Source organism: Nocardia sp. NPDC049707 (assembly GCF_040674855.1).
In the GTDB taxonomy this organism is placed as follows: Bacteria; Actinomycetota; Actinomycetes; order Mycobacteriales; family Mycobacteriaceae; genus Nocardia.
Map to the genome: position 1 here is coordinate 136745 of NZ_JBFANN010000009.1, position 24909 is coordinate 161653.

Here is a 24909-nt window from a genome sequence, read left to right on the forward strand (position 1 = left end):
AACCATTCGTGCACTAAGGTTGACGGGAACGAGGAGGTGCCATGGAAATCGACGATCCGTTGCGGCTGGATCGGCAGGTGTGTTTCGCACTGGCCGTGGCCAATCGTGCGGTGCTCGGCGTGTATCGGCCGCTGCTGGAACCGCTCGGACTCACGCATCCGCAGTATCTGGTGATGTTGGCGCTATGGGGTGAGGCGCCGATGTCGGTCAAGGCGATCGCCGAGGCGATTCAGTTGGATTCGCCGACGCTGTCGCCGCTGCTCAAGCGGCTGGAGTCGGCCGGGTTGATCACTCGGGGCCGCGATAGTCGAGACGAGCGCAACCTGGTGGTGGATCTGACCCCGGATGGAAAGGCGCTGCGCAAGCAGGCCGAGCGGATTCCGCCCGCCGTGGTGGAACGACTCGGCGTGACATTGGCGGACCTGGAAGAGCTGCGCAAAGTACTGACCCGGGTCAATGAGGCCGCGCGCCGAGCGGCCGACCCGGCCATATCACGAGGAGTGCACGCATGACCCGACCCAATCCCCTCCAGTGGATCGGCTATGCCTTCGGGCGGCGCCTGCCGGATTCGATGCGCGAGTGGGTGCGCAACGACCTCACCGGCAAGTACGCGACGCTACGTCATATCGTGCGCGGACTGGTGCCGTTCTCGCCGCTGTTCGTCGTATTCCTGTTGTTTCCAGGCGAACTGTGGTTGCGCGGGTCGATGGTGTTGTTGGCGCTACTGCTCGCGCTGTTCTACACCGTATCCTTCATGCCGATGAACCGTGCCCATCGCCTGGCCAAACATGGTCTGCCAGCGGATTTGGAGAATCCGAAGCGGGCGCGGCAACGGGCGCTGGAGCGGGCGACATACGCGGCGCAGCATCCACATTGAGCGCTCAGCGCTGACTACACCTAGCATCGCGAGCCGAACACGGTTGGTGGCACCGGTTTTCGTCATCAGGTTGCCGATGTGCGTCTCGACTGTGGTGACGCCGAGATGCGGACGTTCGGCGATTTCGGCATTGGTCAGGCCCCCGAGACCAAGGTGAGCCCTTCGGCTTCGCATCCGGTAAGCCCTTGTGGTGCAACGGAATCCGGGATTCGATCGGCCTGCCACGCGGTCACGGCGGGATCCATCACGCAGACCATGATGCCCCGTCGGTACGGACCTCGACTCCTGACAGCGGAGGATGTCGATCCTCCCGGAGGCCGCAGTCCCGGGGTTCGCAGCGGGTTCTGAGAACAACCAGCCAGAACGACGTCGATGCCTATCTCGCGGACAATCCCCGATTGGCCGACGCCGCAATCGAACTCATCGGCATTTCCGGTGACCCGCTCACCGGAAATGGATCGTGCGTGTGGTCCTATCGCTATTGTTCTGGCCCGCAACCGATCCCAGCGCCGAATGAGCACTCGTCGAACGTTACCTCCTGCCCGCCATCTGAGCGTTCCCGAGCTGACCGTCCTGATCTGAACACCAGCAGCACGTTCACCAGAAGCGGCGGCGTGCCGAGCGGCGAGCGGTAAAATTCGGTGGCCTGGTCTCTGTCGACCTGGTGCGCAAGCCATTTCGCCAGGGCGCGTCGGCGGGGCGGGTCGCGTGGAGTCGCTTCTTTCGCATGGCCGGGCGAGTCAGCGCATGGCCCACGGGGCAATGGCCTGCACGGCAGGCCAGCCGAAATCGTCGGTGTCCTCGTCTTCGACAAACCAGAGCCAGTTCTGTACGGCGCGAACCAGGGTCCAGGCACGGGCACGATCCGGATCGAGTCCGGCGATCTCGACGACGGCGGCGAAGCGATCGTCGAGGGCGGATTCGGTGTGCCGGTTCCACAGCAGCGACAGCGTGGTGAATTCGAGATCGCCCGCCAGGGGCTGCGGATCGATGACGAGCCAGGGTTCGCGGGTGCCGCCGAGGACATTCTCGTAGTGCAGATCCTCATTCACCAGCAGGCGGCCCGCGCTCGGGCCGAGTTGAGCGCAGACATCGACGGCCGCGTCCAGCATCCTGCGCGGGAACGGCGCGCCGAGGCGCTGCCAATCCTTCGGTAACTCCGCCGCCAGGCGCTCGGCCTCGGTGCGCAGGTCGCGAGAAAGACCGGGCGGAGCGGGGATGGCGAGCCGACGCAGCAGCACGGAGATGATCCGGACCGCATCGTCGATGGGCTCGAAATCCAACGACCGTTGGGGATCGAGTCGTTCCAGCAGAAGTGCGCCGTGCTCGGCGTCGCTGTCGAGCAACCGCACCGCGCCATTGCCCGCCCAGGCGGTCAGTGCGACGGGTTCGTCGCGGGTCTCGGGAGTGAGATGACCGAGTTTGAGCACAACCCGACTGTCATCCGCACGCACAGCAGGCAGCACCAAACCGCCATAACCGTGCATAGGTGCGCCCTCGAACCGAAGCTCCCAACGCTCGGCGTACCGAGCCGCGAGTTCGGGAAGACCATCCAGCCAGGCCCGAGCCGCGGGTTCCATCTTGGCGAGACGATCGGCGAAGAATTCGGGGACAACGATCACCAATCGAGCATCTCAGCCATGTCGAATGAATTTCACCGTCGGTCGGCTACGGCAGTCCGGGCAGCGGCGGCAGCGGGGGCAGCGGGGGCAGGCCCGGGATGATGATCGGATTCTGCGGGACCGGATTGGGGTTCGGATTCTGCGGGACCGGATTGGGGTTCGCATTGTCCGGGACCGGATTAGGGTTCGGATTCTGCGGGACCGGATTGGGGTTCGCATTGTCCGGAACCGGATTGAGGTTCGCATTATCGGGGACCGAATTAGGGTTCGGATTCTGCGGGACCGGATTGGGGTTCGCATTGTCCGGAACCGGATTGGGGCTAGGGTTCTCTGGGACCGGAACCGAGTTGTTGGGCACCGGATTCTGCGGAGCTTGGTTCTGCGGAGCTTGGTTCTGCGGCGCCTGATTCTGCGGCGCCGGCGGAGGTTCCGCAACGCCCTGACCTCGCGGTATGCAGGTCCAGCTGCCATCCGGTGACCGGCCCCATTGCGCGACGATCCCGTCGTGCGAGCAATCGTCGCCGACCTGATGCTGATTGCGCGCCTGCTCCCGCGGTGCGCAGACCCACAGGCCATTGCGTATGTCCCACTGGGCGACGACCCCCTCGTGCGAGCAGTCATCGCCGCGCTTGCGTGCCGGTTGCGTCGCCGAGACCGTCGGGCGATTCGACCGCGGCGCGAGCGGCGGCGCGGAGGCGGGGCGGGCGGTGGTCGATTTCGGTGCGTCGTTGTTCGAATCCTGATTCGCGCGCAATAACAACGCGATCGCGACCGCCAATGCGAGCGCGGCGGCGAGAACGGCCGCGATGGTCAGGACGCGCCCATTATCTGTTGGTGTCCTAGTGCCGCCGGGTTTCACCATTACACCGCCTTCGTGCCGAGTAGGGACTACCTTCACGAAAAGCTCTTTGGGCAGGCTACCGAAGACGCGCTGCGAAAGATCAACTTTTGCGATAGCTGTTGATGCAGGTAATGCCTTATTTGATGCCGACGTGCACCTCGACGGCGTCATCGCCGGTTTCGTGCAGCGCCTGGCTGATCCGACTGCTGAGATCGATGCGCGGCGCGACGGCGGTAACCGCTCCGAGCGAGACCAGCGAACCCAGCTCAGGCCGCACCGGCTACGGACTAGCGGCGAGGAACACAAAAGCGCAGAACAGGGCCACATGGACACCGCCCTGCAGCAACGTCGCGCGACCCGGCACCACCGTCAGCACGCCGACGACGACCGTCAAAGCCAGCAACACCATCTGCGTCGCACCGAGCCCGAGAACCAGCGGACCTTCTAGCCAGATGGTTGCTATGGCGATCGCCGGAATGGTCAGACCGATGCTCGCCATGGCGGAGCCGAGCGCGAGATTGAGGCTGATCTGCACCTGACCGCGGTGCGCGGCACGCACGGCCGCAACCGTTTCCGGCAGCAGGACCAGCAGTGCGATGACCACACCGACCGCGGACTGCGGCAGGCCCGCCGACGCGACGACCGATTCCACCGACGGCGACACCACCTTGGCCAGACCGACGACCGCGACCAAGGCGACCGCCAACATGATCAGGCTGAGCACCGTCGCGCGCACCGTGGGCAGCTCGGCGCCCGCATCGGCGCGCGCACCTTCCTCGACCGGCAGGAAGTCATCCCGGTGTCGCACCGTCTGCACCATCACGAACAGGACATAGAGCGAGAGCGAGGCCACCGCGGCGAAGACCAACTGCGCGGCGGAGAACTCCGGCCCCGGCTTGCTGGTGGTGAAGGTCGGCAGAACCAGACTGAGGGTGGCCAACGTCGCCACGGTGCCGAGTGCGGCGCCGGTGCCCTCGGCATTGAATACCGCTACTCGCCTGCGGACCGCACCGACCAGTAACGACAAACCGAAGATGCCGTTGCAGGTGATCATGACCGCCGCGAACACGGTGTCGCGGGCCAGGGCCGCGGACTTCTCTCCGCTGGTGACCATCAGCGTGACGATGAGCCCGACCTCGATCACCGTCACCGCCACCGCCAGCACCAACGCCCCGAGCGGCTGACCGACCCGATGCGCGATGACCTCGGCGTGATGCACCGCCGCCAGCACCGCACCGACGAGCGCGGCGACCACCACATCCACGGCTATTGCGGGCAGCGATCGTCCCCAGGTCGCGGCTAGAGTGATCGCGGCTAACAGAGGGACGAATACGGTCCAGCGGGAAGTCAACGCACCAGGCATAACTTCCATCGTGTCAGCAAATTGGCCGCATTCGATCGCGCGCGATCCGGGTATGCGGCTTTCGCGCACGTCAGAAACTACGCCGAGGGTCCGTCAGTCGTCGAGATCGATCCGCACGGTCAGCAAGTCCGTGCCGACCAATCGAACGGCCGCGCTATTGGCCTTGGGCAGCGATCGCAGCCGGGCGCGCGGATCATCATCGGGCAGCACATGGGCGGTACCGGTGCGCCAATGCCCATCCAGCCGCACTCGAACCCGATTGTCGACCTTGATATTTCGAATGTACTGCGACCGGTCCCCGAATTCGGAGACGAGCCAGAATTCCTTGCCGACCCGTCGGCCCCCGATCGGCGTAATCCGCGGCTGCCCACTCACGCGCCCAACCGTCTCGAGCAACTGCTGCGTCGGCATCCTGCGCAGCATCGGATTCCCCACCCGCCGCTGAAATGTGGTCACGACTCGGTGTTGAACATCACGCAAGTTCGCCATATCCCGACGCTAGCACCATACGATCGAGATGAGGTGGATCACGTTCAGACGATCGAAACCGGGTGGACGCCATTGTCGATCGGCAGGAAACCGTCGATATTCGCATCACCCACATGCTGTTCACGAAGACCTCGCCGCCGTGGTCGACCATGAGCGCGATATCGGATACGTCTCAGCCGTGGCGATTCGGACCAGCGCGGATCGTGGGACAGGCCGGTCATGTCGAATGCCCGCCACACCCCGTCGATATAGGCATCGGCGACCATGTGGAAATCCATCGGATGCAGCCCCAGCGCGTGCGTATTCCGGTCAACGCGATGATCGAGCGGGATTCGTCTACTCGACGGCGCGGCGATAAGCGACAATGTGCCAAGTGCGGACCCAGTTCACTCGCGAGCTCATCGCGTTGACCAATGATTTGACACTCATGTGTCGACTCGCCCACGATGCCGCCGAGCGTGTCACGGCCGCGCTCGGCGAAGCCGATCTCGCCGCCGCGTATGAGGCTTTCGCGCTCGACGAGCAGCTACAGAAGATGTACGCCTCCTGCGAGGCCAGGACCGTGGTGCTGCTCGCCCTGCAGGCACCGGTCGCGCGTGACCTACGGCATGTGGTCACCGCCATCCAGATCGCCGGTGAACTGTCCCGGATCGGCGCGCTGATCAGCCGCGTCGCCGACCAGGTCTACACCTGCCATCCAGAACCCATTGCGCCCCAACCCCTCATGGATATCCTCACCGCCATGGGTCGCCTGGCCGCCCATCACACTGCCCTCGCGGGCGAATCGGTCGCCACCGGGCGCCAACCCGTCAACCCCGAATCCGGTGCCCCCGCAATGGATCGGCTGCACCGACAACTGCACTCGGCTCTGATCGAGCGAACCGCCACCGCAGCCGCCATCGATCTCGCCCTGGTGGGCAACAGCCTCGAACGCTGTATCGACCACACCACCCACATCGATCGCCTGATCCGCTTCCTGGACACCGGAATTCCGCCGACAGCCCAAATTTCCGACGCGGTTTAGGCGGTGCGTCGGGCGATGGCGTAGAGGTCGCGGGCGGGGCCGGTGAGGCGGTGGCCCACGGGCCAGATCGCGCGCAGGGTTCGGGTCAGATCCACGCCATTGATGGTCGGGGACGCGAGTGTGCCCGCGGCGATTTCGGCGGCCACCGCCAGGGAGCTGAGAACGGCGGGGCCGACGCCGGAGGCAACCGCGGTTTTGATCGCGGTGGTGGAGGACAGTTCCAGCGCGACCGTGGGTGCCCACCCCGGAATGACCCGCGCGACAGCGTTTTCGAACCAGGTCCGGGTGCCCGATCCGGGTTCGCGTTGGATCAACGCGGTGGCGGCGAGTTCGGCCAGGTCGACCGAGCCCCTGCGGGCCCAGCGGTGTTGCGGGGCGACCACGACGACCAGTTGATCGCGGGCCACGATATGACTCTCCAGCCCACGGAAGTTCCGCGGGCTCTCGATGAAACCGATGGCGTCCTTGCCGTCGAGCACCGCCTGCGCGACCTCCACGGAATTGCCGGATTGCAGTGCGATCGCGGTATCCGGCGCGGTGGTGCGCAGGGTCATGAGCCAGCCCGGAAACAGGTATTCGGCAATGGTTTGACTCGCCGCCACCCGCAGCTGCGAATCGCGTTGGGCGCGCAAGGTGTCGATGCCCGCATCCAATTGCTGCGCCGCATCGATGACTCCTCGTGCCCATTCGGCGATCAATGCCCCGGCGGGCGTCGGCCGGGAACCGAGGGTGGTGCGCTCCAGTACCGGCATCCCGACCAGCTTTTCCAGATAGCGGATGCGGGAGGATGCCGAGGGCTGGCTGATGCCGTGTGCCTGCGCCGCGCGTCCGAGACTACCGAGCTCGATGACCGAAAGGAGCAGGTCGAGCGCGGCCAGATCGGGGACACGGGGCGATAAGGGCATAGAACGAGTCTATGCACCCATAGAAATGCGACGGCTACTCGACATCGCCGATGCCGACGAACCTGGACTGATGACCGCCACCGCTACGTTCCGCCCCGTACCCCCGCGGCCTCCGCTCGGCGAGCCGGAACACGGTGTGCCCCACCCGGTCGCGTCCCGCTCGCTGCGGCACCTCGGACCCAACTGGTTCGCCGCCGTCATGGGCACCGGCATTGTCGCCAATGCCGCGGCCACCCTACCGCTGCAGTTTCCTGGACTGCGCGGCGCGGCGACGGTCGTCTGGGCGCTGGCCGCACTGCTGCTGGTGGCATTGAGCGCCGCCTGGATCGTGCACTGGGTGCGCTATCCGGAGCACGCCCGCGGCCACAAGGATCACCCGGTCATGTCGCATTTCTATGGCGCACCACCCATGGCACTGCTGACCGTCGGCGGGGGCACCCTGACGCTCGGCCGCGATGTGATCGGTCTGGATGCCGCACTCGCCATCGATGGGGTGCTGTGGTCGCTCGGCACCGCGCTCGGCCTGCTGACCGCCGCCGCCATCCCCTACCGGATGTTCACCCGCCACCACACCGAGCCCGCTGCCGCCTTCGGCGGTTGGCTGATGCCCGTGGTACCGCCGATGGTGTCGGCCGCGATGGGCGCACTGCTGGTCCCCTATCTGCCCGAGGGCCAGTTCCGACTCACCATGATCCTGCTGTGCCTGGCCATGTTCGGCCTGAGCCTGATTGCCGCGCTGATCACCGCCACCATGATCTGGTCACGCCTGGTGCACCACGGGATCCCGCAGTCGGGCATGGTGCCCACCCTGTGGATCGTGCTCGGCCCGCTCGGCCAATCCGTCACCGCCGCAGGCTTGCTGGCCAATGCCGGTCCCTCGGCCCTGCCCGACCTCTATGCCAAGGGTCTGACCGTCTTCTCGGTGATCTTCGGCGTCGCCATCTGGGGTTTCGCGATGCTATGGCTGGTACTGGCCGCCGCCGTCACGGTAAAGACCGCTCGCGCGGGCGAATTGCGGTTCAACCTGACCTGGTGGGGCTTCACCTTCCCGCTCGGCACCTGCATTACCGGCAGCACGGTGCTCTACAGTCACACGGCTGCCGATATCTTCGCTGTCACCGCGGTCACGCTGTATGTCGGACTGGTCGGCGCCTGGGCAGTCGTCGCCGCCAAGACCGTTCGCGGTGTACTCACCGGGCCGCTGCTCCGACCGGCCTGATCGTCAGGCCTTGAAGTACACGAACTGATGGCTCGCCGCGCGGCCAACGCGCAATCGTTCAGTCGAGCATCGGGAAACTGCCGGAATTCAGTAGTCCGGCGATCGCGTCCATTTTCGCTTGCGGCGCAGCGTAATCGGGGTGCACCCGGATTACCGCGGCGGCGTCGTGCAGCCGGATCATCTGCTGTTCGGCCTCGATGACACCGCGGCCGCCCGGATGCACCGCATGCCGGGCGAATACCGGCCGCTTCGGATCGACGCGCCCGAGCGCCACGGCCTTGTCCACCCGGCGCGAGCAGCGACAGAACGCCTCGGGATTGGCCACCCCGCAGGTCGCATTCAAGAATGTGCCGATCCGTTTCTTGGCTCGTTCCAACCGCTTTCGAAATGCGGGTGCGGTGATACCCAGAATCCAGGCCGCCTCGGCGGAGCCGAGTTCGAAAACGTCGCCGAGGACGAATGCGACCCGCTCGTCGCGGGTCAGGCACTGCAGCATGGCCTGAGTGCAGTTGAGCCGCACCTCATGGGTGAGCAGCTCGGCCTCGGGTCCGCGATGGTCCTCGGCGGCGAGCCCGTCCGCCAATCCGTCACGGTAGGCGTCGAGACTGAGCTGTGCCGCCTCCTGGGGCGTCTGGCGCTCGAGGTTCAGCAGATAGTTGACACCGATCCGGTAGGCCCAGGTCAGCAGCTTGGCCTCACCCCGCCACGTCGCGAGATTGCCGACCACGCGCAGCAGGATTTCCTGCGTCGCATCCTCGGCCTCGGCGGGCCGCGACACCATGCGCAGCGCCAGTCGGTACAGCGGATCCTGGAGCTGCCGCACCACATCCGAGATGGCGGCGCCATCACCGGCAATAGCCCGATCGACCAGCTTCCGCTCCCGAGCGATGTCGTCGGTGCGCTCGGCGGAATCAGCCATGGGCACGGCTGCTCGGACAGCGTCGTCGGAGGGCGATAGATCGGATTCCACCGCACAATCCTTCGGCGGTGTCCGGCATTTGCGCAAGTCCGGGTCCCTACCCGATGTGCGGCTCACCCGTTCGCGGTCGCCGTCGTCAACGAGTGGGCGCGCAACCACGTCGCGACCGCGGTCCCGATGGCATCGGGCTGATCCTCCGGAGCGTGATGTCCCCCGGCACCGACCGAGACGGCCTCGGCGTTGGCGAACGTCTCGGCGGCCCAAGCGACCACCTCCGGCGAACCGAGGCCGACGCCATTGTCGAGCCCCATGATGAGCTTGGGCACCTCCGGTGACTCCGCCGCCCACCGGTCGTATTTCTCCACCAGTGCGACCACATCAGCGGGTGCGCCGTCCAGTGGAAATTCGCGCGACCAGGCCAACATCGGCTTGCGCGATTCCGGCGTCGGGAAAGGTGCGCGATACACATCGTGATCTTCCGGCCGCAGATCGACAATGCCCTTCGGCAGGTTGAACTCGATGAACATATTCTCCGCCAGCACCATTCGCTCCCCCTCGGCCGTCCGGAATTTGCGGAACAGTTCGGCACCGAGCGGTGGGAGTTCGTCCCAGCGCATCGGCCGCAGGAACGTCTCGATCAGCGCGATGCCCCGGATGCGTTCGGGATGCCGTGCCGCCCAGTGCATACCGAGCGCGCCGCCCCAATCGTGGCCGACAATGACGACCTGGTCGAGGTCGAGTGCGTCGAACCAGGCATCCAGATAGCGGGCATGATCGGCCAGGCGATAGGCACTGTCCGGCTTCCCGGACGCACCCATCCCGATCAGATCCGGTGCGAGCACCCGGGTTTGCCCTGCGACGTGCGGGATCACATTGCGCCACAGGTGCGATGAGGTCGGGTTGCCGTGCAGGAAAACCACCGGAACCGGACTGGCACCGAGGTCGGTGTAGTTGATGAACGAGTCGAGAACGTCGACGGTAGCCATGATGGGGTCCTTCCTAGATCCGGCTGTTGCTGCCTACACCCGGTTTCGACACACATTCCGGCCCCGCTGTGACGGCCACCTGATGTGATGCTCGCCACCCAGTCGGGAGCCGCGCGAACGGCCGATCTCAGCACAACCGCAGGTACACCTAACTTCCGTATGTGATCCGTACATGTTCCAACTGGCCGACGCTTCATTCAGGAGATTCTCAGAATTGAATAGAGCGATTGCAAAGGAATTTGCAATAATCTACTGTCTGTCTACGTAAGAACAAGGAAGTTCCCGCAGACGGTCACGAGGAGTTGCCGCAGTACGACACGGCTCGACGAGACTTTCCTCATCAGCCTCGTGGCGCCGCGTGAACGGATCATCCGGCCTGGACAACCGGCCCGTTCATTCGGCCTCGGCGCGAACTCATTCGTGACAGAACCACCCCTGGAACGGCGCCGGCACGCCGAATCAGGGGTGGTTTCGTGCCTGCCATCGAGTCCCCTTGCCACACAGTACGTTCTCCGACTAGATGTGCCGAACGTCATACGCGACAATCACATACGGGACGAGCGGCCGCAGGTAGCTTGACGCCCGACAAATTCATCGATGCGAGGCTAGGAAGTTCGATCTTTGTGAAGTGGTTGCCGTCCCGCATCGCGCGTCGCGTACTCGCTGTTTGCGCGCCCATCGTATTGGCTGTCGTTGTCGCCGTTGCCTATTCTTTTATCGACGAGTGGACCGGCGAGACCAGCAAGGGATCCGGATCAGCGAATGCCGCGACGGTTTCCGGCAAAGACATCACCGACCTACTCGGCCAGCTCGTCGACGCGCCCGAAGAGTCGATGGAGGGCTACAGCCGGGCGAAGTTCCCGCACTGGGATTCCAATAAGCCCGAGCACGGCTTCGGTCCCGACTTCGCTCAGTACAGCAAGTGCAGCAGCCGCGACGTAATGATGCTCAGGGACGCGACGGGCCAGGTCGAACTCGACCCGAAAACCTGTAAGCTCACGGTCGGCCGCGATGGTGGCTGGCAGGACCAGTACGGGGTGCTGGATGCGAAGACCGGAAAGCTCAAGCCGTACAAGTTCATTACCGACCCGGCCGGTGTCGATGCCGAACACATCGTGCCGCTGGCCGAGGCATGGCGTTCGGGTGCGAATAAGCGCGATGAAGATACCCGCCGCCGCATTGCCAACGACGCCGTGAATCTGATCGCCTCCGATCCCTCGGCCAATAGGTCGAAGGGTGACCAGGACGTCGCGAACTATCTGCCGCCGGGGAAATTCCGGTGTGGCTATCTCGAGCATTACGTCAAGATCAAAGTAAAATACGCGCTGACCGTTGATCCCGCCGAACACACCGCACTGCGCACCGCAGTCGACGACTGCGTCAGTCGAGGAGAGTTCAAATAAGCGACATCATCGAGATTTCCGCCAAGGCCGCCGTCATGACCGAAGAGGAAGGGACGGTCTCCGGCGAGCTCGATGTGACGATCGATGCGGCGGGTAAGGGTCTGGTCCGCTATCGCAAGACCGAGACCTGGTACACCATCGGCAATCTCGAGGCGGAGCCGCCGCGCACCTGGACCACCGTCGGTGAGCTGGCGGCCGCCATCCGAGCCGCCGCCGGAATCCGTGATGCCGCCGGCAATATCGTGCCCTTCGAGGCCTGAGATTGCTTCCACTGGCCGCGCCGAACGTGCGCGGGCCGCAGACTTCCGACGATGTGCAGATCGACCATGTCGTGGCGCTGTCGGATGCCTGGCAGACCTGCGCACAACAGCTTTCCGAGGAGCATCGCCGCGACCTGGCCAACGATCCGCTGAACCTGCGGGCGGTCGACGGTCCGACCGATCAGGACAGGGCGATGCCGATGCCGCGAGCCGGCTGCCGTCGCGCAAGAACTACTGCTGCACCTAAATGACCAGGCAGATCCAGGTCGAGACAGCCTATCGGCTCTGGGCACCCCGGCCGAAAAGGACACCATGACACGCGCACTCAGCGGCCGCCCCTGATCCGTCCGCACTACGGCATGGCGTCGACGAATCGGGAACCGCTGTGGGGGCGGACGATTCGGCTGAACCGCAAGGTATCGGTCATCGCACACCTTCGATGAATTGGTGGTCGGATGCGATGCGGCCGTCCGGGTCGAGGCCGATCACTTCGAAGCCGCCGCCCGCGACGGAACCGTCGGCGCGCGAAATCATCGACCAGGGCAGGCCGATCAGACCGGCGGGCAGTCGGGTGGCCGCGCCCACCTCGAAGGTGTATTCGCCGGATGCCACGAACATCTCGTAGGCGCGCGACACCCGGGCCTGCATCGCGTCGTGGCCGCGCACTTCCAGGGCGGGCATCGCGAAGTTCAGGTTCGCCGCCGCCGCGCGGATCTCCACCGGCGGGTCGACCAGCGTCTGGGTGCCAAAAGGGGCCCAGATCTCCCGGATCAGCTCGAGGCGCAGTTCCGGATCGGATTCGTTCCATTGGGCCATGTAGCGCTCGGCGAAGCGGGTCAGGTCGTTGTCATCCCATTGCTTGTTCATGGCACCGAGTTTTGCGAGCACCGCGGCGCGGCGCGATTCCCTCCAGGGAATGGCGCGGACACCGCGGGTCGGATATCACTGAAATCATGACGACAGTGGTGGAGCCGAATCAGTTCGCTCAGCAGTTGCGACAGTGGCGCACACAGCGGCATGTGAGCCAGCTCGACCTGGCCATTCGCGCGGACACCAGCCAGCGCTATCTGAGCTTCCTCGAGCAGGGACGCTCACGCCCGGGACGCACCATGGTGGTGCGGCTGGCCGAGTCGCTGGAACTGTCACTGCGCGAGCGCAATGCACTGCTGCTGACCGCGGGCTTTGCCCCGATCTTTCCCGAATCCGATTTGGATACACCGGAATTGGGTCCGGTGCGAATCGCCTTGGACAGCATTCTCGATGGGCATCTGCCCTACCCCGCGGTCGTCACCCGCCCATACGGCCAACTGGTCGCCGCCAATGCCGCCCTCGATCTCCTCACCGAGGGGGCCGCGGCGGAACTGATCACCCCGCCGATCAATGTGCTTCGCCTCGCCCTACACCCCGACGGCCTAGCGCGACGCGTGCTGAATCTGCCCGAATGGGGCCGCCACGTCACCGAAAGCCTGCGCGGCAAGGCACTGCACAGTCCGGACCCCCGCCTCGACGACTTCATAACCGAACTCGAAAGCTATCTCCCCGACACCACCCCCGGCCCCGACCACCTCGGCTTCGCCGTCCCCCTCCGCCTGCGCAGCCCCGACGGCGAACTCCGCCTGATCACCACCATCACCAGCTTCGCCACCGCCATAGACATAACGCTGTCCGAACTCCACCTCGAAGCCTTCCTCCCGGCCGACGCCCGAACCGCCGAAATCCTGCGCCGCCGATCCGATCAGCGCCGGGAGCAGGCCAACTAGCACTGTGCGGCGTTCAGCGAATCCGGCACTCGACGCGATGCCGAAGCAGCAGACCTCCGCCTGACCCGAGCCAGGCGGCTGACCTACAAACTCAGCACTGGCAAGTGCTGCTGGAGCATGCGACCCTCAAAGCCTTTGCACAGCCCGGATTTCTGATCGGGGCAATAGGCCAAACCGACAAGACCGGCGAGCAGCACCCCGAGATCGGTGCCGCGCGACCGCAGCGCGGCACCGATCCACACCAGCACCATCTGCTATGGCCCGGCTAGCTGCAACGCAGGATCGGTATGCACTAGCTAACGCCCAGTTCGGTTCCCATCTCCTACGTGACGACCGAACCGGCCATCGGGTTCGACATAGTGCTGCCTGCCCCGGGAAGAGGCAGGCAGCACCAGCGCTACGCCTTCGCGGTCACCAACTCCTGCTGCACCGGCGCATCCCAATCGATCCGATACCGCTGCTCGACACCCATGGTCTTCTCCGGGTTCATTCCCTTGATCAGCAGTGGCATCAGCATGGACATCATCCGGCGCGCCACCGGCCCCGGCGTCTTGCTGTGGTTGATCTTGCGCGCCCGAGCCGTGACACCCTCCACCCGCGACCGTCGCAGTCTTTCATAAGCAGCGAAGGCCGAGGCATGATCCGGCAGGTCCCGCAGACAGCGCGCCAACTGCACCGCGCTCTCGATGGCCAGCGACGCCCCCTGACCCGAACTATTGGACGGCGCGTGCACCGAATCCCCGACCAGCACCATGCGCCCCCGATACCAGGTCGGCACCGGCGGCATAATGTGCAGTGCCCCAGTCGTTTCCAGACTTTCGAGGGTGGTCCTGCGGGCGAATTCGCCGCCCGGGGTGTCCTCGGCGTAGGTCTCCCGCAGAATCGCCAACCAATGCTCGGCCGGAATCGCACGCGCCTCGGTCAGCGACAGATACTCCTTGTGCGGCAGGTTGGCACCCCACATGATCTTGTTGTCATCGGTTGTGCCGTAGAGGTAGTACGCCTTCTTTCCGAAGGCGAAAACCATTGTCTCCGGTGGAATTCCGAAATCATTGTCGACCATGGCGCCGAGTCCGATCATCCCGGTGTAGTCCGGTCCCGGATTATTCGGGTCGATCAGCCCGCGCACCGTGGATCGAATACCGTCCGCGCCGATCAGCACATCGGCGGTCGCGCTGGTGCCATCGGCGAAATACGCGGTGATGCCGTCCGCGTCCTCCGCGACGCGCACGAGTCGCTTGTTGTACTCGAAGGGTATGCCGGCGGCGACCGCGTGATCGTGCAGGGTCCGGTGCAATTCGTTGCGGTCGACCATCTGCAACGACGGCAGGTCTTGCACTTTCGGCATCTGCAACACTTTGCCGCCGACCGTCATCTGCGTATGCGATATCGGACTCGCTATCTCGCGAACGAGGTCGCCGGCGCCGACAATGTCAAGGGCGGCAACACCATTCGGCGCCAATGCCAGCCCGCTGCCGATGCCGAAGGTCGGACCGGGATAGGCCTCATAGACGCGAGCGGCGATGCCTGCCTTGCGCAATGCGGTGGCGGTGACCGGTCCGGCGATACCACCGCCGATAACGATGGCCGTTTCTGTTGTGGACATGGGTGTACTCCAGTTATGTGCGATACGGGTTCTTCGAAGCCCGAACCGACCGTCCCATCGCACACCCAGTTATCCTGTGGTTGCCAGCCTTGTAGCCGGGTGCGCGCATGCGGACACGGTTCGAGACGGTTACATCGGGCTCGGCGGCGGTGTTGCCGCACCCCGCCGGGCCTGGTTTCGACTATTCACTCCGCCCGGTGCCTACCGGGTCGTGAGCGGGACTATTCCGTCATCCCCCTTTCCACCAGTTCCGCGACCTCGGCGGGCGACATGCCGACGGCATGCACATGCCGCCAGAGATCGACGCCAGGGAAGGTCCCCGTGGCGATCTCGTCACGCAGCGACGCGGCCCACGCCATCTCGGCCTCCAGCATCGCCACACCGTATTCGGCTTCGACGACGAACAGCCTGGGCAGATCGGTGGCCGCGAGTTGATCGAGTTCTCGGCGCCGAGCCTCGATGATGCGCCCCAGCGCATCGATACGCCGGCCGAGCAACTCGACGACTTCATCCGGCGGCAATGCCGCCACGAATGAGAGTCCGGCCGTGAACCGGTGGCGTTCCGGCGCCGGCTCGGCAATCAATTCCGTTGTCCAGTCGGCCATTTCGGCGCGACCGGCATCGGTAATCGCATAGATGGTGCGTTCCGGCCGAGCACCGTCGCGCTCACTGCCGACGACCTCGAGGAAGCCCGCCTTCTCCATGTTCTGCACGACGGTGTACAGCGAGCCCCATTTGATGTCCATGTCGCGGTCCTTGCCGCGCTCGAGCATCCGCGAGGCGATTTCGTAGCGGTGCATCGGCCGTTCGACCACTGTCGCGAGCACCGCCAGCGCCAGCAGATTGTTCACTTTGCGCTTCTTGGCCATAGACACTTCCTTACTCGTCTACAAATATACGTCGACGAGTATTCGGGCACAAGTACTAGGCGCGGATGGGGTCCCGTTCTCCGGTCTCTTCGTCGAGCAACTTGGCGGCGATGTTCTGCAGCGCCCGATCGAACAGCGCGCGGTCGGCCGGATCGGAGCAGTCCCAATCGTCGAGTTCGATGCCGAGCCAGCGCCGCCACGACGCCTGGATCCGGTCGACCTCGGCCTGTCCGGCTTCGGTAAGTCGCAGTCCCGCACTATCTTCGGTGAGATAGCCGCGGCCGATCACCCGGTCGTAGATCGGAGCGATCGCCGAGCTTACCCGCGAGCGCGGTCGCCACCGCCTCAGCCAGCAAATAGGCAGTGACCACCCAGGCCATATGCCCGGCCTCACCCAGATCGGCAACGATCGTCGGCGGCGCGGTCGACACAATTGTCTGATCCAGCGCCGCTAATAACATCCCCAGCACAATCGTGGCAAATACGACATTGATCCTCGCCCGACTCAACGACTCTGGACCACTCTCGGCGACAACCACTGCATCGCTCATCCCCTCAGTATCTCCACCCCAACGCACCCAACTCCAGCGATACGACAGCAATCGCCGCGAACGCAGTACCGCATTTCCTCTTCGACGTTTTGGTGATCAAAAGTCCAGACTGAGGCACAACGCTTCGTCGCACAGCAACTCGGTGCACACCAGCCAACTGTGGGGTGGACCGGACACTTCCTTCAAACCTTACTCCGGAGTAGGGTCGGCCTCATGGCGTGGAACCCGCGAGAGATACCCGACCAGAGTGGGCGCACCTTCATCGTCACCGGGGCCAATGGCGGCCTCGGCGTCGAGACCACCACGGTGCTGGCGAGTAAGGGCGGCACGGTGATCATGGCCGTGCGCAATGTCGAGAAGGCGCAGCCGATCGCCGACCGGATCGGCGGCGACGTCCGGGTCGAGCGGCTCGATCTGGCCGATCTGGCATCGGTGCGCGAATTCGCCGACAAGACCGGCGAATTCGATGTGCTCATCAATAATGCCGGTCTGATGAACATTCCGTTCTCCCGCACCAAAGACGGATTCGAGACCCAGTTCGGCGTCAACCACCTCGGACATTTCGCGCTGACCGGACTGCTGCTGGATCGCCTCCGCGACCGGGTGGTGAGCCTGGCGAGCATCGCGCACAGACAGACCCCGAAGCTGTGGATCGATGATCTCAATTACGAGCACCGCCGCTACCGGCGCAACCTCGCCTACGCCCAGTCCAAGCTCGCCAACCTCATGTTCGCCCGCGAACTGCAGCGGCGGCTGACCGCGGCGGGCTCCGATAAGCGCTCCTACGCGGTGCACCCGGGCGTCTCGGCGACGGATCTGTTCGCCAAGACCGAAACCCCGATCGACCGGTTCAGCAAGCCCTTCATTCGCATCATCGGTCATCCCCCGGCCAGGGCCGCCCAGTCCACCCTGTTCGCGGCCACCATGCCCGATGCCGACCCCACCACCTACTGGGGTCCGAACCGATGGTTCCAGAGTCAGGGCCCGGTCGAGCCCGCACCGTCGAGCACGCTGTCGAACAATCCGGAACTCCAGCGCCGCCTGTGGGAGGAATCCGAGCGCATGACCGGAATCACCTACAAGTTCTGAGGACTCGACCTGCTCCTACGTACCGTGTAGTAGACGGGTACCGTGGTATGCGTGTCCGCTCCCCCTCGCCGCTCGGCACACAATCGCCCGGCCCTTATCATGCTGGTGATCGTGGCCGCCCTCGCCTGCCTGGCATTGGGCTGGTGGCAGTGGGAGCGGTACGAATCCGCGAGCGGCACCGGCCAGAATCTCGGCTACGCATTGCAGTGGCCGCTGTTCGCCGGGTTCGCGGTGTTCGCCTACTTCCGGTTCGTACGGCTGGAGTCCGAATCCGAGGCGGATGCGAACACGGCGGAGAAAGCCGAACCGGCCGCCGCGAAGGCCCGCCGCCGACCCACGAAAGCCGATGCGCCGCGCGAGATTCCGGCCGGACTGCTGCCCGAGCGGCCCAAGGCGGCCCGCGACGACGATCCGGTGCTCGCGGAATACAACAAATATCTGTCCGAGCTGCACGCCAAAGATATCGACCAACACATCCGGGATGCGGGCCTGGCCCACGACACACAGAGGAGCGCCGGTTGACCACCAGCGAGAACTCAACCGAAACCGCCGCGACGCGCGCACCGGAGCCGACGGCCACGACTGCGAACGTCGTGAAGATCAAGCCCGCACTGCTGCGCTACCGCGTGCTCGCTTGGACGACGGGTCTGTGGCTGCTGCTGCTCACCGGCGAGATGATCGCCAAGTACGGCTTCGACGTGCACACCCCGAACTGGATCGCGGTCGTGCACGGCTGGGTCTACTTCGTCTACCTGCTGGTCACCGCCGATCTCGCGGTCAAAGTCCGCTGGCCGATCCCGCGCACCGTCGGCACCCTGATCGCGGGCACCATCCCGCTGCTGTCCTTCTTCGTCGAACACGCCAACGCGAACAAGGTCAAGCGGGACTTCAACCTCTGACCCGCGAACGCCGCACCAGTTATGGGGCCGCAGCAGTGCTGCTGATCCAGGACTCAGCGAACAACCACACCAGCTCCACGCCCCACAACAGTGCGGCTGATCCAGAACTCAGCGATCGACCACACCAGTCCCTGGATCCACAGGGGCGGCAGATTCAGGAATCCGCGAGAGCCGCGAGTACGGGCAGGAGCCGGGTGAGCGCGCGACCCCGGTGCGAGACGGCATCCTTTTCGGCGGGGGTCAGCTGGGCAGCCGTGATATCGCCGCCCGCCGGAATGAACAGCGGGTCGTAGCCGAATCCGCCGTCGCCCACGGGTTTCGGTCCGACCGTGCCGGGCCATTCACCGCGTACAACGATCTCGGTGCCATCCGGCACCACCAGCGCACAGGCGGAGACGAACTGTGCGCCACGGCGCTCATCCGGTACGTCACCGAGTTGGGCGAGCAGCAGCGCGTTATTGGCCGCATCGTCGCCGTGCACCCCGGACCAGCGCGCCGACAGCACACCGGGCATCCCGTTCAATGCGTCCACCGCGATCCCGGAATCGTCTGCGACACAGGGCAATCCGGTGGCGGCCGCACCATCGCGCGCCTTTGCCAGCGCATTCTCCTCGAAGGTCGCGCCGGTCTCGGGCGCCTCGTCGTAGGCGGGCACATCACCGAGTCCGACGACCTCGATGCCCGCGATACCCGCCTCGGCGAGAATCCGACGCAGTTCATTCAACTTCTTGGCATTGCGGCTGGCGACCAGGACCCGGCGCGCCATCACTTCTTCTTCGACTCGGCAGGCTGCGGCAGCACACCCGGATACGGCAGCGCGAGCGCCCGCTTCTGGATGGCGAACAGCTGCTCGCATCCGGCGAGCGCGGAGTCGAGCAGCTTGTCCAGGGTGGAGCGCGGGAAGGTGGCGCCCTCACCGGTGCCCTGGATCTCCACCAGGGTGCCGGTATCGGTGGCGACCACATTCATATCGACCTCGGCGCGCGAATCCTCTTCATACGGCAGGTCCAACCGCACCCGACCGTCGACGACGCCGACGCTCACCGCGGCAATCGCACACGAGATCGGCTGCGGGTCGGCCAATCCGCCCGCCGCGCCGAGGTAAGTGACCGCATCCGAGAGCGCGACATACGCGCCGGTGATGGCCGCGGTCCGAGTGCCGCCGTCGGCCTGCAGCACATCGCAGTCGATGGCAATGGTGTTCTCGCCGATGGCCGCCAGATCGATGCACGCGCGCAGCGACCGCCCGACCAACCGGCTGATCTCCTGGGTGCGCCCCCCGACCTTGCCCTTCACCGATTCCCGTCCGCTGCGGGTATGTGTGGCGGCGGGCAGCATCGCGTATTCGGCGGTGAGCCAGCCGAGTCCGGAATCGCGACGCCACGGGGGCACGCCCTCGGTGACGCTCGCGGTGCACATCACCCGGGTCTGCCCGAACTCCACCAGCACCGAACCGGCTGGATGCGTGGTGAAGCCACGGGTGATCCGTACCTCGCGGAGTTCATCGTCCGCCCTGCCATCGGCTCGTCTCGACACGGGCCAAGCCTAGTCACATGGTTACCGCGCGCGGCAACCGGTCAGATATCGAAGGTCTCGCCCGGTGCGACGGCGTGCACCGGTCCGGAGAACTGCGCCTTCGCCTCGGCGATCACGTCCTCGCGCGATGTCCACGGCGGAATGTGGGTGAGCAGCAGCTCTTTCACGCCCGCACGCGCGGCGATAAGGCCCGCCTCGGTGCCGGAGAGGTGAATGCCGGGCGGCCGGTTGGCCGGATCGTGCGTCCACGACGCCTCCGACATCAGGATGTCGGCGCCCTGCGCGAGTTCGAGTACCGCATCGCACATCGCGGTATCGCCGGTGTAGACGAAGGTCCGCCCGTCCGACGTCGCGATACGCAGCCCGTACGACTCCGGCGGGTGATACATCCGACGCGCGAGCACCGTATGGCCCGGACCGAATTCGACCGCTTCGCCCTCGACCCACGGCTGGTGATCGATGACGTCGGACCAGTCGTCGCAGGCACCGCCGACTTCGGCGGAGGCATTGCCGATGCGCACCGCACTATCGGACGGACCGCGCACGATCGCCCTTCCCACCGGGGGTGTCGGGTGGTAGCGCCGCCAGACCAGCAGTCCGGGCAGATCCAGGCAGTGATCGGCATGCAGATGCGAGAGGAAGATATCGACCTCACCGGGATCGGCGTAGCGCTGCAATGCGCCGAGCACGCCGGGTCCGAAATCGATGACCACCGGCGACATATCCGGCCCGGTCAATAAGTACCCCGACGCTGGGGAGTCCGGGCCGGACACACTGCCCGAGCACCCGAGGACGGTAAGGCGCATTCCCCCATGCTGCCACGACGAATTCTGACTCAAGAACCGATCCCCCACATTCCGCTGCGCGCCACGCGACTACCGCGGCTACGCATTGACTCCGGATCGATCCCCGCGACGGTGTCGACGTTCATCCCCGGAGACTACCCAACCGGCCAGCACTCCACCCACTGCCCCGAAAAGATGCCCCTGCCAAGAGATTCCGGGCTGTCCGGGCAGCACACCCCACAGCACCGACCCGTAAATCGCCAGCACAACCAGGCCGACGAGGATCTGCACGAGATTGCGCGCGAACCAGCCGCGCGAGATCAGGAAGGTCAGCCAGCCGAAGATCAGCGACGAGGCGCCCAGATGTACCGATCCGGTGGCGCCGTTGAGCCAGACGCCAACTCCGGCGACGATCCAGATGATCGCGGTGGCGGCGAGCCCGCGCCCGATGCCCGCGAGCAGCGTGATGAAGCCGAGGACGAGAACCGGAAGCGTATTCGCGAACAGGTGATCCCAGCCGTGGTGCAGGACCGGGGCCCAGAGAATGCCCCACAGGCCGTGCGCCTCGCGCGGTTCGATGCCGTTGTTATCGAGTTGGTTGTGGTCGAGGTTGTCGACGCCTTCGATGCCGTAGAGCAGGGCGACGAATGCGGTGATGATGATGCCCGCGCGCAGCCAGAGCTGTTTGATCGGTGCGAAATTGTGCGGTTCGGCGGGCGTACCGGACGTCGGCACGCTCGGTGTCGAACCGATCGGCTGCCCCAGTTGGCCGCGCAGTGCGGCGATCCGCTCGGGATCGAACGACGAACCGATTCCCGAACCGCCGGTCATCGCAACCTCCTCGTCGAGCGGGCCCCTCGGCGCGCGAGGGCCCGCTCTTTCGAGAGTACCGGGCCGTATCGCGACCGGGCGGGGCGATGAATCCGGTCGGAACTCAGGCCCAGAGTTGGCCGTCGAGGCGTTTCTCGGCCTCTTCGAGCGTCCCGTCGTACGCGCCGGTGGACAGGTACTTCCACCCACCATCGGCAACCACGAATGCGATATCCGCCCGCGTGCCCGCCCGCACGCATTTGCGCGCGACACCAAGTGCCGCATGCAGAATCGCGCCGGTCGAAATGCCCGCGAAGATGCCCTCTTCCAACACCAGTTCGCGCGTGCGCTTCACCGCGTCGAAGGGACCGACCGAGAAACGAGTGGTCAGTACCGACTCGTCGTATAGCTCGGGAATGAAGCCCTCATCGATATTGCGCAGTCCGTACACGAGTTCGCCGTAACGCGGTTCGGCCGCGACGATTTCGATGCCGGGCACCTTCTCGCGCAGGAAGCGGCCGGTTCCCATGAGCGTTCCGGTGGTGCCGAGACCGGCGACGAAATGCGTGATCTCGGGCAGGTCGGCAAGGATTTCCGGGCCGGTCGTCTCGTAGTGCGCCAAGGCATTGGCCGGATTGCCGTACTGGTACAGCATCACCCAGTCCGGATGCTCCGCGGCGATCTGCTTGGCCAGTGCGACCGCCTGATTCGAACCGCCCGCCGCCGGGGAATCAATGATCTCGGCACCGAACATGGTCAGCAGCTGACGGCGCTCGACCGAGGTGTTCTCCGGCATCACGCAGACCAGTCGGTAGCCCTTGAGTTTGGCCGCCATGGCCAGCGAAATTCCGGTGTTTCCGCTGGTCGGCTCCAGGATCGTGCAGCCGGGTGTCAGCAGGCCATCGGCCTCGGCCTGTTCGATCATCCGCAGGGCCGGCCGGTCTTTGATGGAACCGGTCGGGTTGCGGTCCTCCAGCTTGGCCCACAGCCGCACCGGGTGGTCACCGTCCCACTGCGGGGACAGGTTACGCAGCCCGACCAGCGGGGTGTTGCCGAGAGTCGCGATCAGCGATTCATAGCGTGCCACGGGGTCGATCAGCCTCCGGCGACGGCGGGCAGGATGGTGACGCTGGCGCCCTCGGGCACCTCCGCCGCGAGACCGCCCGCGAAACGCACATCTTCGTCGTCGACGTAGATGTTGACGTAGCGGTTCAGCTTGCCGTCCTTGAGCAGCCGCTCCGCGAGGCCCGGATGGTTGGCCTCGAGGTTGTCGATCAGCGCGGACAGCGTCGAGCCCTGAGCGTCGACGCGCTTCTCGCCTCCGGTAAGGCCACGCATGATGGTCGGGATGGACACGGTTACCGGCATGGGAACTCCTCGAATTCGACGAACATAGCCTGAACAGTTTTGGAATATGGCCTAGACGGTCTCGTACGCATCGACGATCTCGACCGGCTCCTCGGTGACCACACCGTCCACGATCCGGTAGCTGCGCAGCTCGTGCTGCTCCGGATCGCGGGTGGAGATCAACACGTAATGCGCGAACGGCTCGGACGCATAGGCGATATCGGTGCGGCTCGGGTAGGCCTCGGTGGCGGTGTGTGAGTGGTAGATCACCACCGGGGTCTCGTCGGCATCGTCCATCGCGCGCCACACCTTCAGCTGTTCACCGGAATCGAACCGGTAGAAGGTCGGCGAGCGCTCGGCATTGACCATGGCGATGAACCGCTCCGGCCGATCCGCCCCCTCCGGACCGGCGATGACGCCACAGGCCTCGTCAGGGTGATCGGCGCGCGCATGCGCCACCATTGCCTCCACCAGGTCGGTCCTGATCACCAGCACAACATCGAACCCTTCCGCATCCAGCATATTCGCACCCGACAACCACCCAGAATATTCGGCTATTCCCACCCACCCCTCCCTCGGTCCCTCCCCGGTGCTCCCGCGCACACTTTCGCGGATGCCACACGGCATGTCGGGCGGCAAGTCGATATGCGAGGGCATTCGACGCTCTGCGCGACCCGCTAGGAGCGCGGAAAGAGGTCGGAGTAGGCGGGGATGGTTGCTACGGAATGGGCGGTGAGGATCGCGTCGACGATGGCGCGCTCGACGCAGACCGCGGCGGCGGTGCAGACCTCATCCAGGACCAGGAGGTCGGTCGGGAAGGCGGGCGGCAACACAGCGGCGGTGGTTTCGGCGGTGCCGGTCGAGAGGGCGAAGAGGGTGTCGCCGTCGAGGGGTGAGTGGGCGGGGCGGATGGCGCGGGCGAGCCCGTCGTGGGCGGTGGTTGCCATGCGCTGACAGCCGGTCGGGTCCAAGGGTGCGTCGGTGGCGACCACGCCGATGGTCGTGTTGAGGACGGTGCCCTTGACCGGGAGGGCGTTGGCAACGGCCAGTTGCTCGGGCGTTGCCGATCGCAGGCCGAATGCGTCGGGGCCTTCCGTACCGACGCCCCAGGGCAGGCCGGTGCGCGGGTCGAAAACCGAGCCGACGGGGTTGGCGACGACCAGCGCCGCCACCGTGACGCCCGCGGCGGGACCCGCGCCGAGCACAACGCTCGCGGTCCCCACACCGCCCTTGATCGAACCGGCCCGCGCGCCGACACCCGCACCGACGCACCCACGCTCGAACTCCTCCGCCGCCGCATCGGCGGCCAGGAAGCCGAAATCGGCGGTCGGCCGAATTCTCCAGTCCCCCACCGGAAGATCGAAGATCACCGCGGCAGGGACGATGGGCACCACCCGACTCGGGTCGGTCGGATCCATCGGGATGCCCTCGTGATGCTCCTCCAGCCAACGCATTACGCCGTCGGCGGCCGCGAGTCCGTAAGCGCTGCCGCCGGTGAGCAGGATCGAATTCACCTGACGCACAGTGTTACCCGGGTCGAGCAGATCGGTTTCCCTGGTCCCCGGTCCGCCGCCGCGCACATCGACGGCGGCGATCGCCCCGCCGGGCACGCGCACGACGGTGCAGCCGGCCGCCGCGCCGGAACCCAGCGTCGCGTCCGGATCGAGCACGTGATGGTGCCCGACCAGCAGGCCGGGCACATCGGTGAGCGAATTCCGTGGTCCCGCTTGCGCATTCACCGTATGTGCT

General features: G+C 65.5%; 33 protein-coding genes and 2 pseudogenes. 11 read left to right on the top strand and 24 right to left on the bottom strand.

The window, feature by feature from the left end; genetic code table 11:
* Positions 1-41 precede the first annotated feature (41 nt).
* Both AB0J29_RS11650 and AB0J29_RS11655 read left to right on the top strand, forming a co-directional pair.
* Entirely contained in the window at positions 42-512 is a 471-nt protein-coding gene (locus AB0J29_RS11650) for a MarR family transcriptional regulator (protein ID WP_364783199.1), read from the top strand.
* Positions 509-877, top strand: coding sequence for a DUF5313 family protein (locus AB0J29_RS11655; RefSeq protein WP_364783202.1), 369 nt, complete (start codon positions 509-511; stop codon positions 875-877). The genes AB0J29_RS11650 and AB0J29_RS11655 overlap by 4 nt, the downstream gene beginning before the upstream one ends.
* A gap of 78 nt (positions 878-955) precedes the next feature.
* On the opposite strand, the pseudogene AB0J29_RS11660 reads toward AB0J29_RS11655, so the two are convergent.
* The 7 genes and pseudogenes from AB0J29_RS11660 to AB0J29_RS11690 form a co-directional block, all read right to left on the bottom strand.
* A pseudogene (locus AB0J29_RS11660) lies at positions 956-1051 on the bottom strand (hypothetical protein); the annotation flags it as partial.
* 566 nt (positions 1052-1617) lie between these two features.
* Positions 1618-2499: an aminoglycoside phosphotransferase family protein gene (locus AB0J29_RS11665; RefSeq protein ID WP_364783205.1), complete on the bottom strand. Its 882-nt coding sequence runs from the start codon at positions 2497-2499 to the stop codon at positions 1618-1620.
* A 46-nt stretch (positions 2500-2545) separates the two neighbouring features.
* Entirely contained in the window at positions 2546-3361 is an 816-nt protein-coding gene (locus AB0J29_RS11670) for a hypothetical protein (RefSeq protein WP_364783208.1), read from the bottom strand.
* Positions 3362-3476: 115 nt separating this feature from the next.
* Positions 3477-3617 (bottom strand): hypothetical protein, encoded by a 141-nt coding sequence (locus AB0J29_RS11675; protein WP_364783211.1) that lies wholly within the window; start codon positions 3615-3617, stop codon positions 3477-3479.
* A 3-nt stretch (positions 3618-3620) separates the two neighbouring features.
* Positions 3621-4712 (bottom strand): ionic transporter y4hA, encoded by a 1092-nt coding sequence (locus tag AB0J29_RS11680; RefSeq protein ID WP_364783214.1) that lies wholly within the window; start codon positions 4710-4712, stop codon positions 3621-3623.
* A gap of 84 nt (positions 4713-4796) precedes the next feature.
* Positions 4797-5192 (bottom strand): nitroreductase/quinone reductase family protein, encoded by a 396-nt coding sequence (locus tag AB0J29_RS11685; RefSeq protein ID WP_364783217.1) that lies wholly within the window; start codon positions 5190-5192, stop codon positions 4797-4799.
* A 44-nt stretch (positions 5193-5236) separates the two neighbouring features.
* Positions 5237-5470, bottom strand: a complete 234-nt coding sequence (locus AB0J29_RS11690; RefSeq protein ID WP_364783220.1) for a hypothetical protein — start codon at positions 5468-5470, stop codon at positions 5237-5239.
* Between the two features lie 86 nt (positions 5471-5556).
* Between AB0J29_RS11690 and AB0J29_RS11695 the strand changes: the two genes are divergently transcribed.
* A complete protein-coding gene (locus tag AB0J29_RS11695; RefSeq protein WP_364783223.1) occupies positions 5557-6216 on the top strand; it encodes a PhoU domain-containing protein in 660 nt (219 codons plus the stop codon).
* Here the strand turns inward: AB0J29_RS11695 and AB0J29_RS11700 are convergent.
* Positions 6213-7121, bottom strand: coding sequence for a LysR family transcriptional regulator (locus AB0J29_RS11700; protein WP_364783226.1), 909 nt, complete (start codon positions 7119-7121; stop codon positions 6213-6215). The two genes, AB0J29_RS11695 and AB0J29_RS11700, sit on opposite strands and share 4 nt — an antisense overlap.
* A 70-nt stretch (positions 7122-7191) precedes the next feature.
* On the opposite strand from AB0J29_RS11700, the gene AB0J29_RS11705 reads away from it, so the two are divergent.
* The gene (locus tag AB0J29_RS11705) at positions 7192-8340 is read left to right on the top strand and encodes a TDT family transporter (RefSeq protein WP_364783228.1); all 1149 of its coding nucleotides are present in this window, start codon (positions 7192-7194) and stop codon (positions 8338-8340) included.
* 58 nt (positions 8341-8398) lie between these two features.
* Here AB0J29_RS11705 and AB0J29_RS11710 read toward each other — a convergent pair whose 3' ends face one another.
* Both AB0J29_RS11710 and AB0J29_RS11715 read right to left on the bottom strand, forming a co-directional pair.
* The gene (locus tag AB0J29_RS11710; RefSeq protein WP_364783231.1) at positions 8399-9259 is read right to left on the bottom strand and encodes an RNA polymerase sigma factor; all 861 of its coding nucleotides are present in this window, start codon (positions 9257-9259) and stop codon (positions 8399-8401) included.
* Positions 9260-9372: 113 nt separating this feature from the next.
* The gene (locus AB0J29_RS11715) at positions 9373-10245 is read right to left on the bottom strand and encodes a haloalkane dehalogenase (protein WP_364783234.1); all 873 of its coding nucleotides are present in this window, start codon (positions 10243-10245) and stop codon (positions 9373-9375) included.
* Between the two features lie 623 nt (positions 10246-10868).
* On the opposite strand from AB0J29_RS11715, the gene AB0J29_RS11720 reads away from it, so the two are divergent.
* From AB0J29_RS11720 to AB0J29_RS11730, 3 genes are read left to right on the top strand one after another with little or no spacing between them, the layout of a single operon-like run.
* Positions 10869-11648, top strand: coding sequence for an HNH endonuclease family protein (locus tag AB0J29_RS11720; RefSeq protein ID WP_364783237.1), 780 nt, complete (start codon positions 10869-10871; stop codon positions 11646-11648).
* Between the two features lie 35 nt (positions 11649-11683).
* Positions 11684-11908: a hypothetical protein gene (locus AB0J29_RS11725; protein ID WP_364783240.1), complete on the top strand. Its 225-nt coding sequence runs from the start codon at positions 11684-11686 to the stop codon at positions 11906-11908.
* Positions 11909-11910: 2 nt separating this feature from the next.
* Positions 11911-12159, top strand: coding sequence for an HNH endonuclease family protein (locus tag AB0J29_RS11730; protein WP_364783243.1), 249 nt, complete (start codon positions 11911-11913; stop codon positions 12157-12159).
* A gap of 172 nt (positions 12160-12331) precedes the next feature.
* On the opposite strand, the gene AB0J29_RS11735 is transcribed toward AB0J29_RS11730, so the two are convergent.
* Positions 12332-12775 (bottom strand): hypothetical protein, encoded by a 444-nt coding sequence (locus AB0J29_RS11735; protein WP_364783246.1) that lies wholly within the window; start codon positions 12773-12775, stop codon positions 12332-12334.
* An 86-nt stretch (positions 12776-12861) separates the two neighbouring features.
* On the opposite strand from AB0J29_RS11735, the gene AB0J29_RS11740 reads away from it, so the two are divergent.
* Positions 12862-13668, top strand: coding sequence for a helix-turn-helix transcriptional regulator (locus AB0J29_RS11740; protein ID WP_364783249.1), 807 nt, complete (start codon positions 12862-12864; stop codon positions 13666-13668).
* Between the two features lie 83 nt (positions 13669-13751).
* Here the strand turns inward: AB0J29_RS11740 and AB0J29_RS11745 are convergent, their stop codons facing one another.
* The 5 genes and pseudogenes from AB0J29_RS11745 to AB0J29_RS11765 form a co-directional block, all read right to left on the bottom strand.
* A complete protein-coding gene (locus AB0J29_RS11745; protein ID WP_364783252.1) occupies positions 13752-13919 on the bottom strand; it encodes a hypothetical protein in 168 nt (55 codons plus the stop codon).
* Between the two features lie 146 nt (positions 13920-14065).
* A complete protein-coding gene (locus AB0J29_RS11750) occupies positions 14066-15274 on the bottom strand; it encodes an FAD-dependent monooxygenase (protein WP_364783255.1) in 1209 nt (402 codons plus the stop codon).
* A gap of 221 nt (positions 15275-15495) precedes the next feature.
* A complete protein-coding gene (locus tag AB0J29_RS11755; protein WP_364783258.1) occupies positions 15496-16143 on the bottom strand; it encodes a PadR family transcriptional regulator in 648 nt (215 codons plus the stop codon).
* A 55-nt stretch (positions 16144-16198) separates the two neighbouring features.
* Entirely contained in the window at positions 16199-16432 is a 234-nt protein-coding gene (locus AB0J29_RS11760; RefSeq protein ID WP_364783261.1) for a hypothetical protein, read from the bottom strand.
* A gap of 19 nt (positions 16433-16451) precedes the next feature.
* Positions 16452-16694 (bottom strand): annotated as a pseudogene (locus AB0J29_RS11765) (MFS transporter); the annotation flags it as partial.
* A gap of 213 nt (positions 16695-16907) precedes the next feature.
* On the opposite strand from AB0J29_RS11765, the gene AB0J29_RS11770 reads away from it, so the two are divergent.
* The 3 genes from AB0J29_RS11770 (at position 16908) to AB0J29_RS11780 (ending at position 18682) form a co-directional block, all read left to right on the top strand.
* On the top strand, positions 16908-17783 hold the full coding sequence (locus AB0J29_RS11770) for an oxidoreductase (protein WP_364783264.1): 876 nt from the start codon (positions 16908-16910) through the stop codon (positions 17781-17783).
* 99 nt (positions 17784-17882) lie between these two features.
* Complete coding sequence (locus AB0J29_RS11775; RefSeq protein WP_364783352.1) at positions 17883-18305, top strand: transcriptional regulator; 423 nt, start codon at positions 17883-17885, stop codon at positions 18303-18305.
* A 71-nt stretch (positions 18306-18376) separates the two neighbouring features.
* Positions 18377-18682 (top strand): DUF3817 domain-containing protein, encoded by a 306-nt coding sequence (locus tag AB0J29_RS11780; RefSeq protein WP_364505906.1) that lies wholly within the window; start codon positions 18377-18379, stop codon positions 18680-18682.
* Between the two features lie 154 nt (positions 18683-18836).
* Here the strand turns inward: AB0J29_RS11780 and rdgB are convergent, their stop codons facing one another.
* From rdgB to AB0J29_RS11820, 8 genes are all read right to left on the bottom strand, one after another.
* On the bottom strand, positions 18837-19448 hold the full coding sequence (gene rdgB, locus AB0J29_RS11785; protein ID WP_364783267.1) for an RdgB/HAM1 family non-canonical purine NTP pyrophosphatase: 612 nt from the start codon (positions 19446-19448) through the stop codon (positions 18837-18839).
* A complete protein-coding gene (gene rph, locus AB0J29_RS11790; protein ID WP_364783270.1) occupies positions 19448-20218 on the bottom strand; it encodes a ribonuclease PH in 771 nt (256 codons plus the stop codon). The genes rdgB and rph overlap by 1 nt, the downstream gene beginning before the upstream one ends.
* A gap of 41 nt (positions 20219-20259) precedes the next feature.
* Positions 20260-21024 (bottom strand): cyclic nucleotide-degrading phosphodiesterase, encoded by a 765-nt coding sequence (locus tag AB0J29_RS11795; protein WP_364783272.1) that lies wholly within the window; start codon positions 21022-21024, stop codon positions 20260-20262.
* A gap of 78 nt (positions 21025-21102) precedes the next feature.
* Positions 21103-21834, bottom strand: coding sequence for a rhomboid family intramembrane serine protease (locus AB0J29_RS11800; protein ID WP_364783274.1), 732 nt, complete (start codon positions 21832-21834; stop codon positions 21103-21105).
* A gap of 103 nt (positions 21835-21937) precedes the next feature.
* Entirely contained in the window at positions 21938-22900 is a 963-nt protein-coding gene (locus AB0J29_RS11805) for a cysteine synthase (protein ID WP_364783277.1), read from the bottom strand.
* Between the two features lie 8 nt (positions 22901-22908).
* Positions 22909-23181 carry a MoaD/ThiS family protein gene (locus tag AB0J29_RS11810; protein ID WP_364783280.1) on the bottom strand — a complete coding sequence of 91 codons (273 nt, stop codon included), beginning with the start codon at positions 23179-23181 and terminating at the stop codon, positions 22909-22911.
* Positions 23182-23232: 51 nt separating this feature from the next.
* On the bottom strand, positions 23233-23655 hold the full coding sequence (locus AB0J29_RS11815; protein WP_364783355.1) for a M67 family metallopeptidase: 423 nt from the start codon (positions 23653-23655) through the stop codon (positions 23233-23235).
* A 182-nt stretch (positions 23656-23837) separates the two neighbouring features.
* Positions 23838-24899 (bottom strand): P1 family peptidase, encoded by a 1062-nt coding sequence (locus tag AB0J29_RS11820; RefSeq protein ID WP_364783283.1) that lies wholly within the window; start codon positions 24897-24899, stop codon positions 23838-23840.
* Positions 24900-24909: the final 10 nt, after the last annotated feature.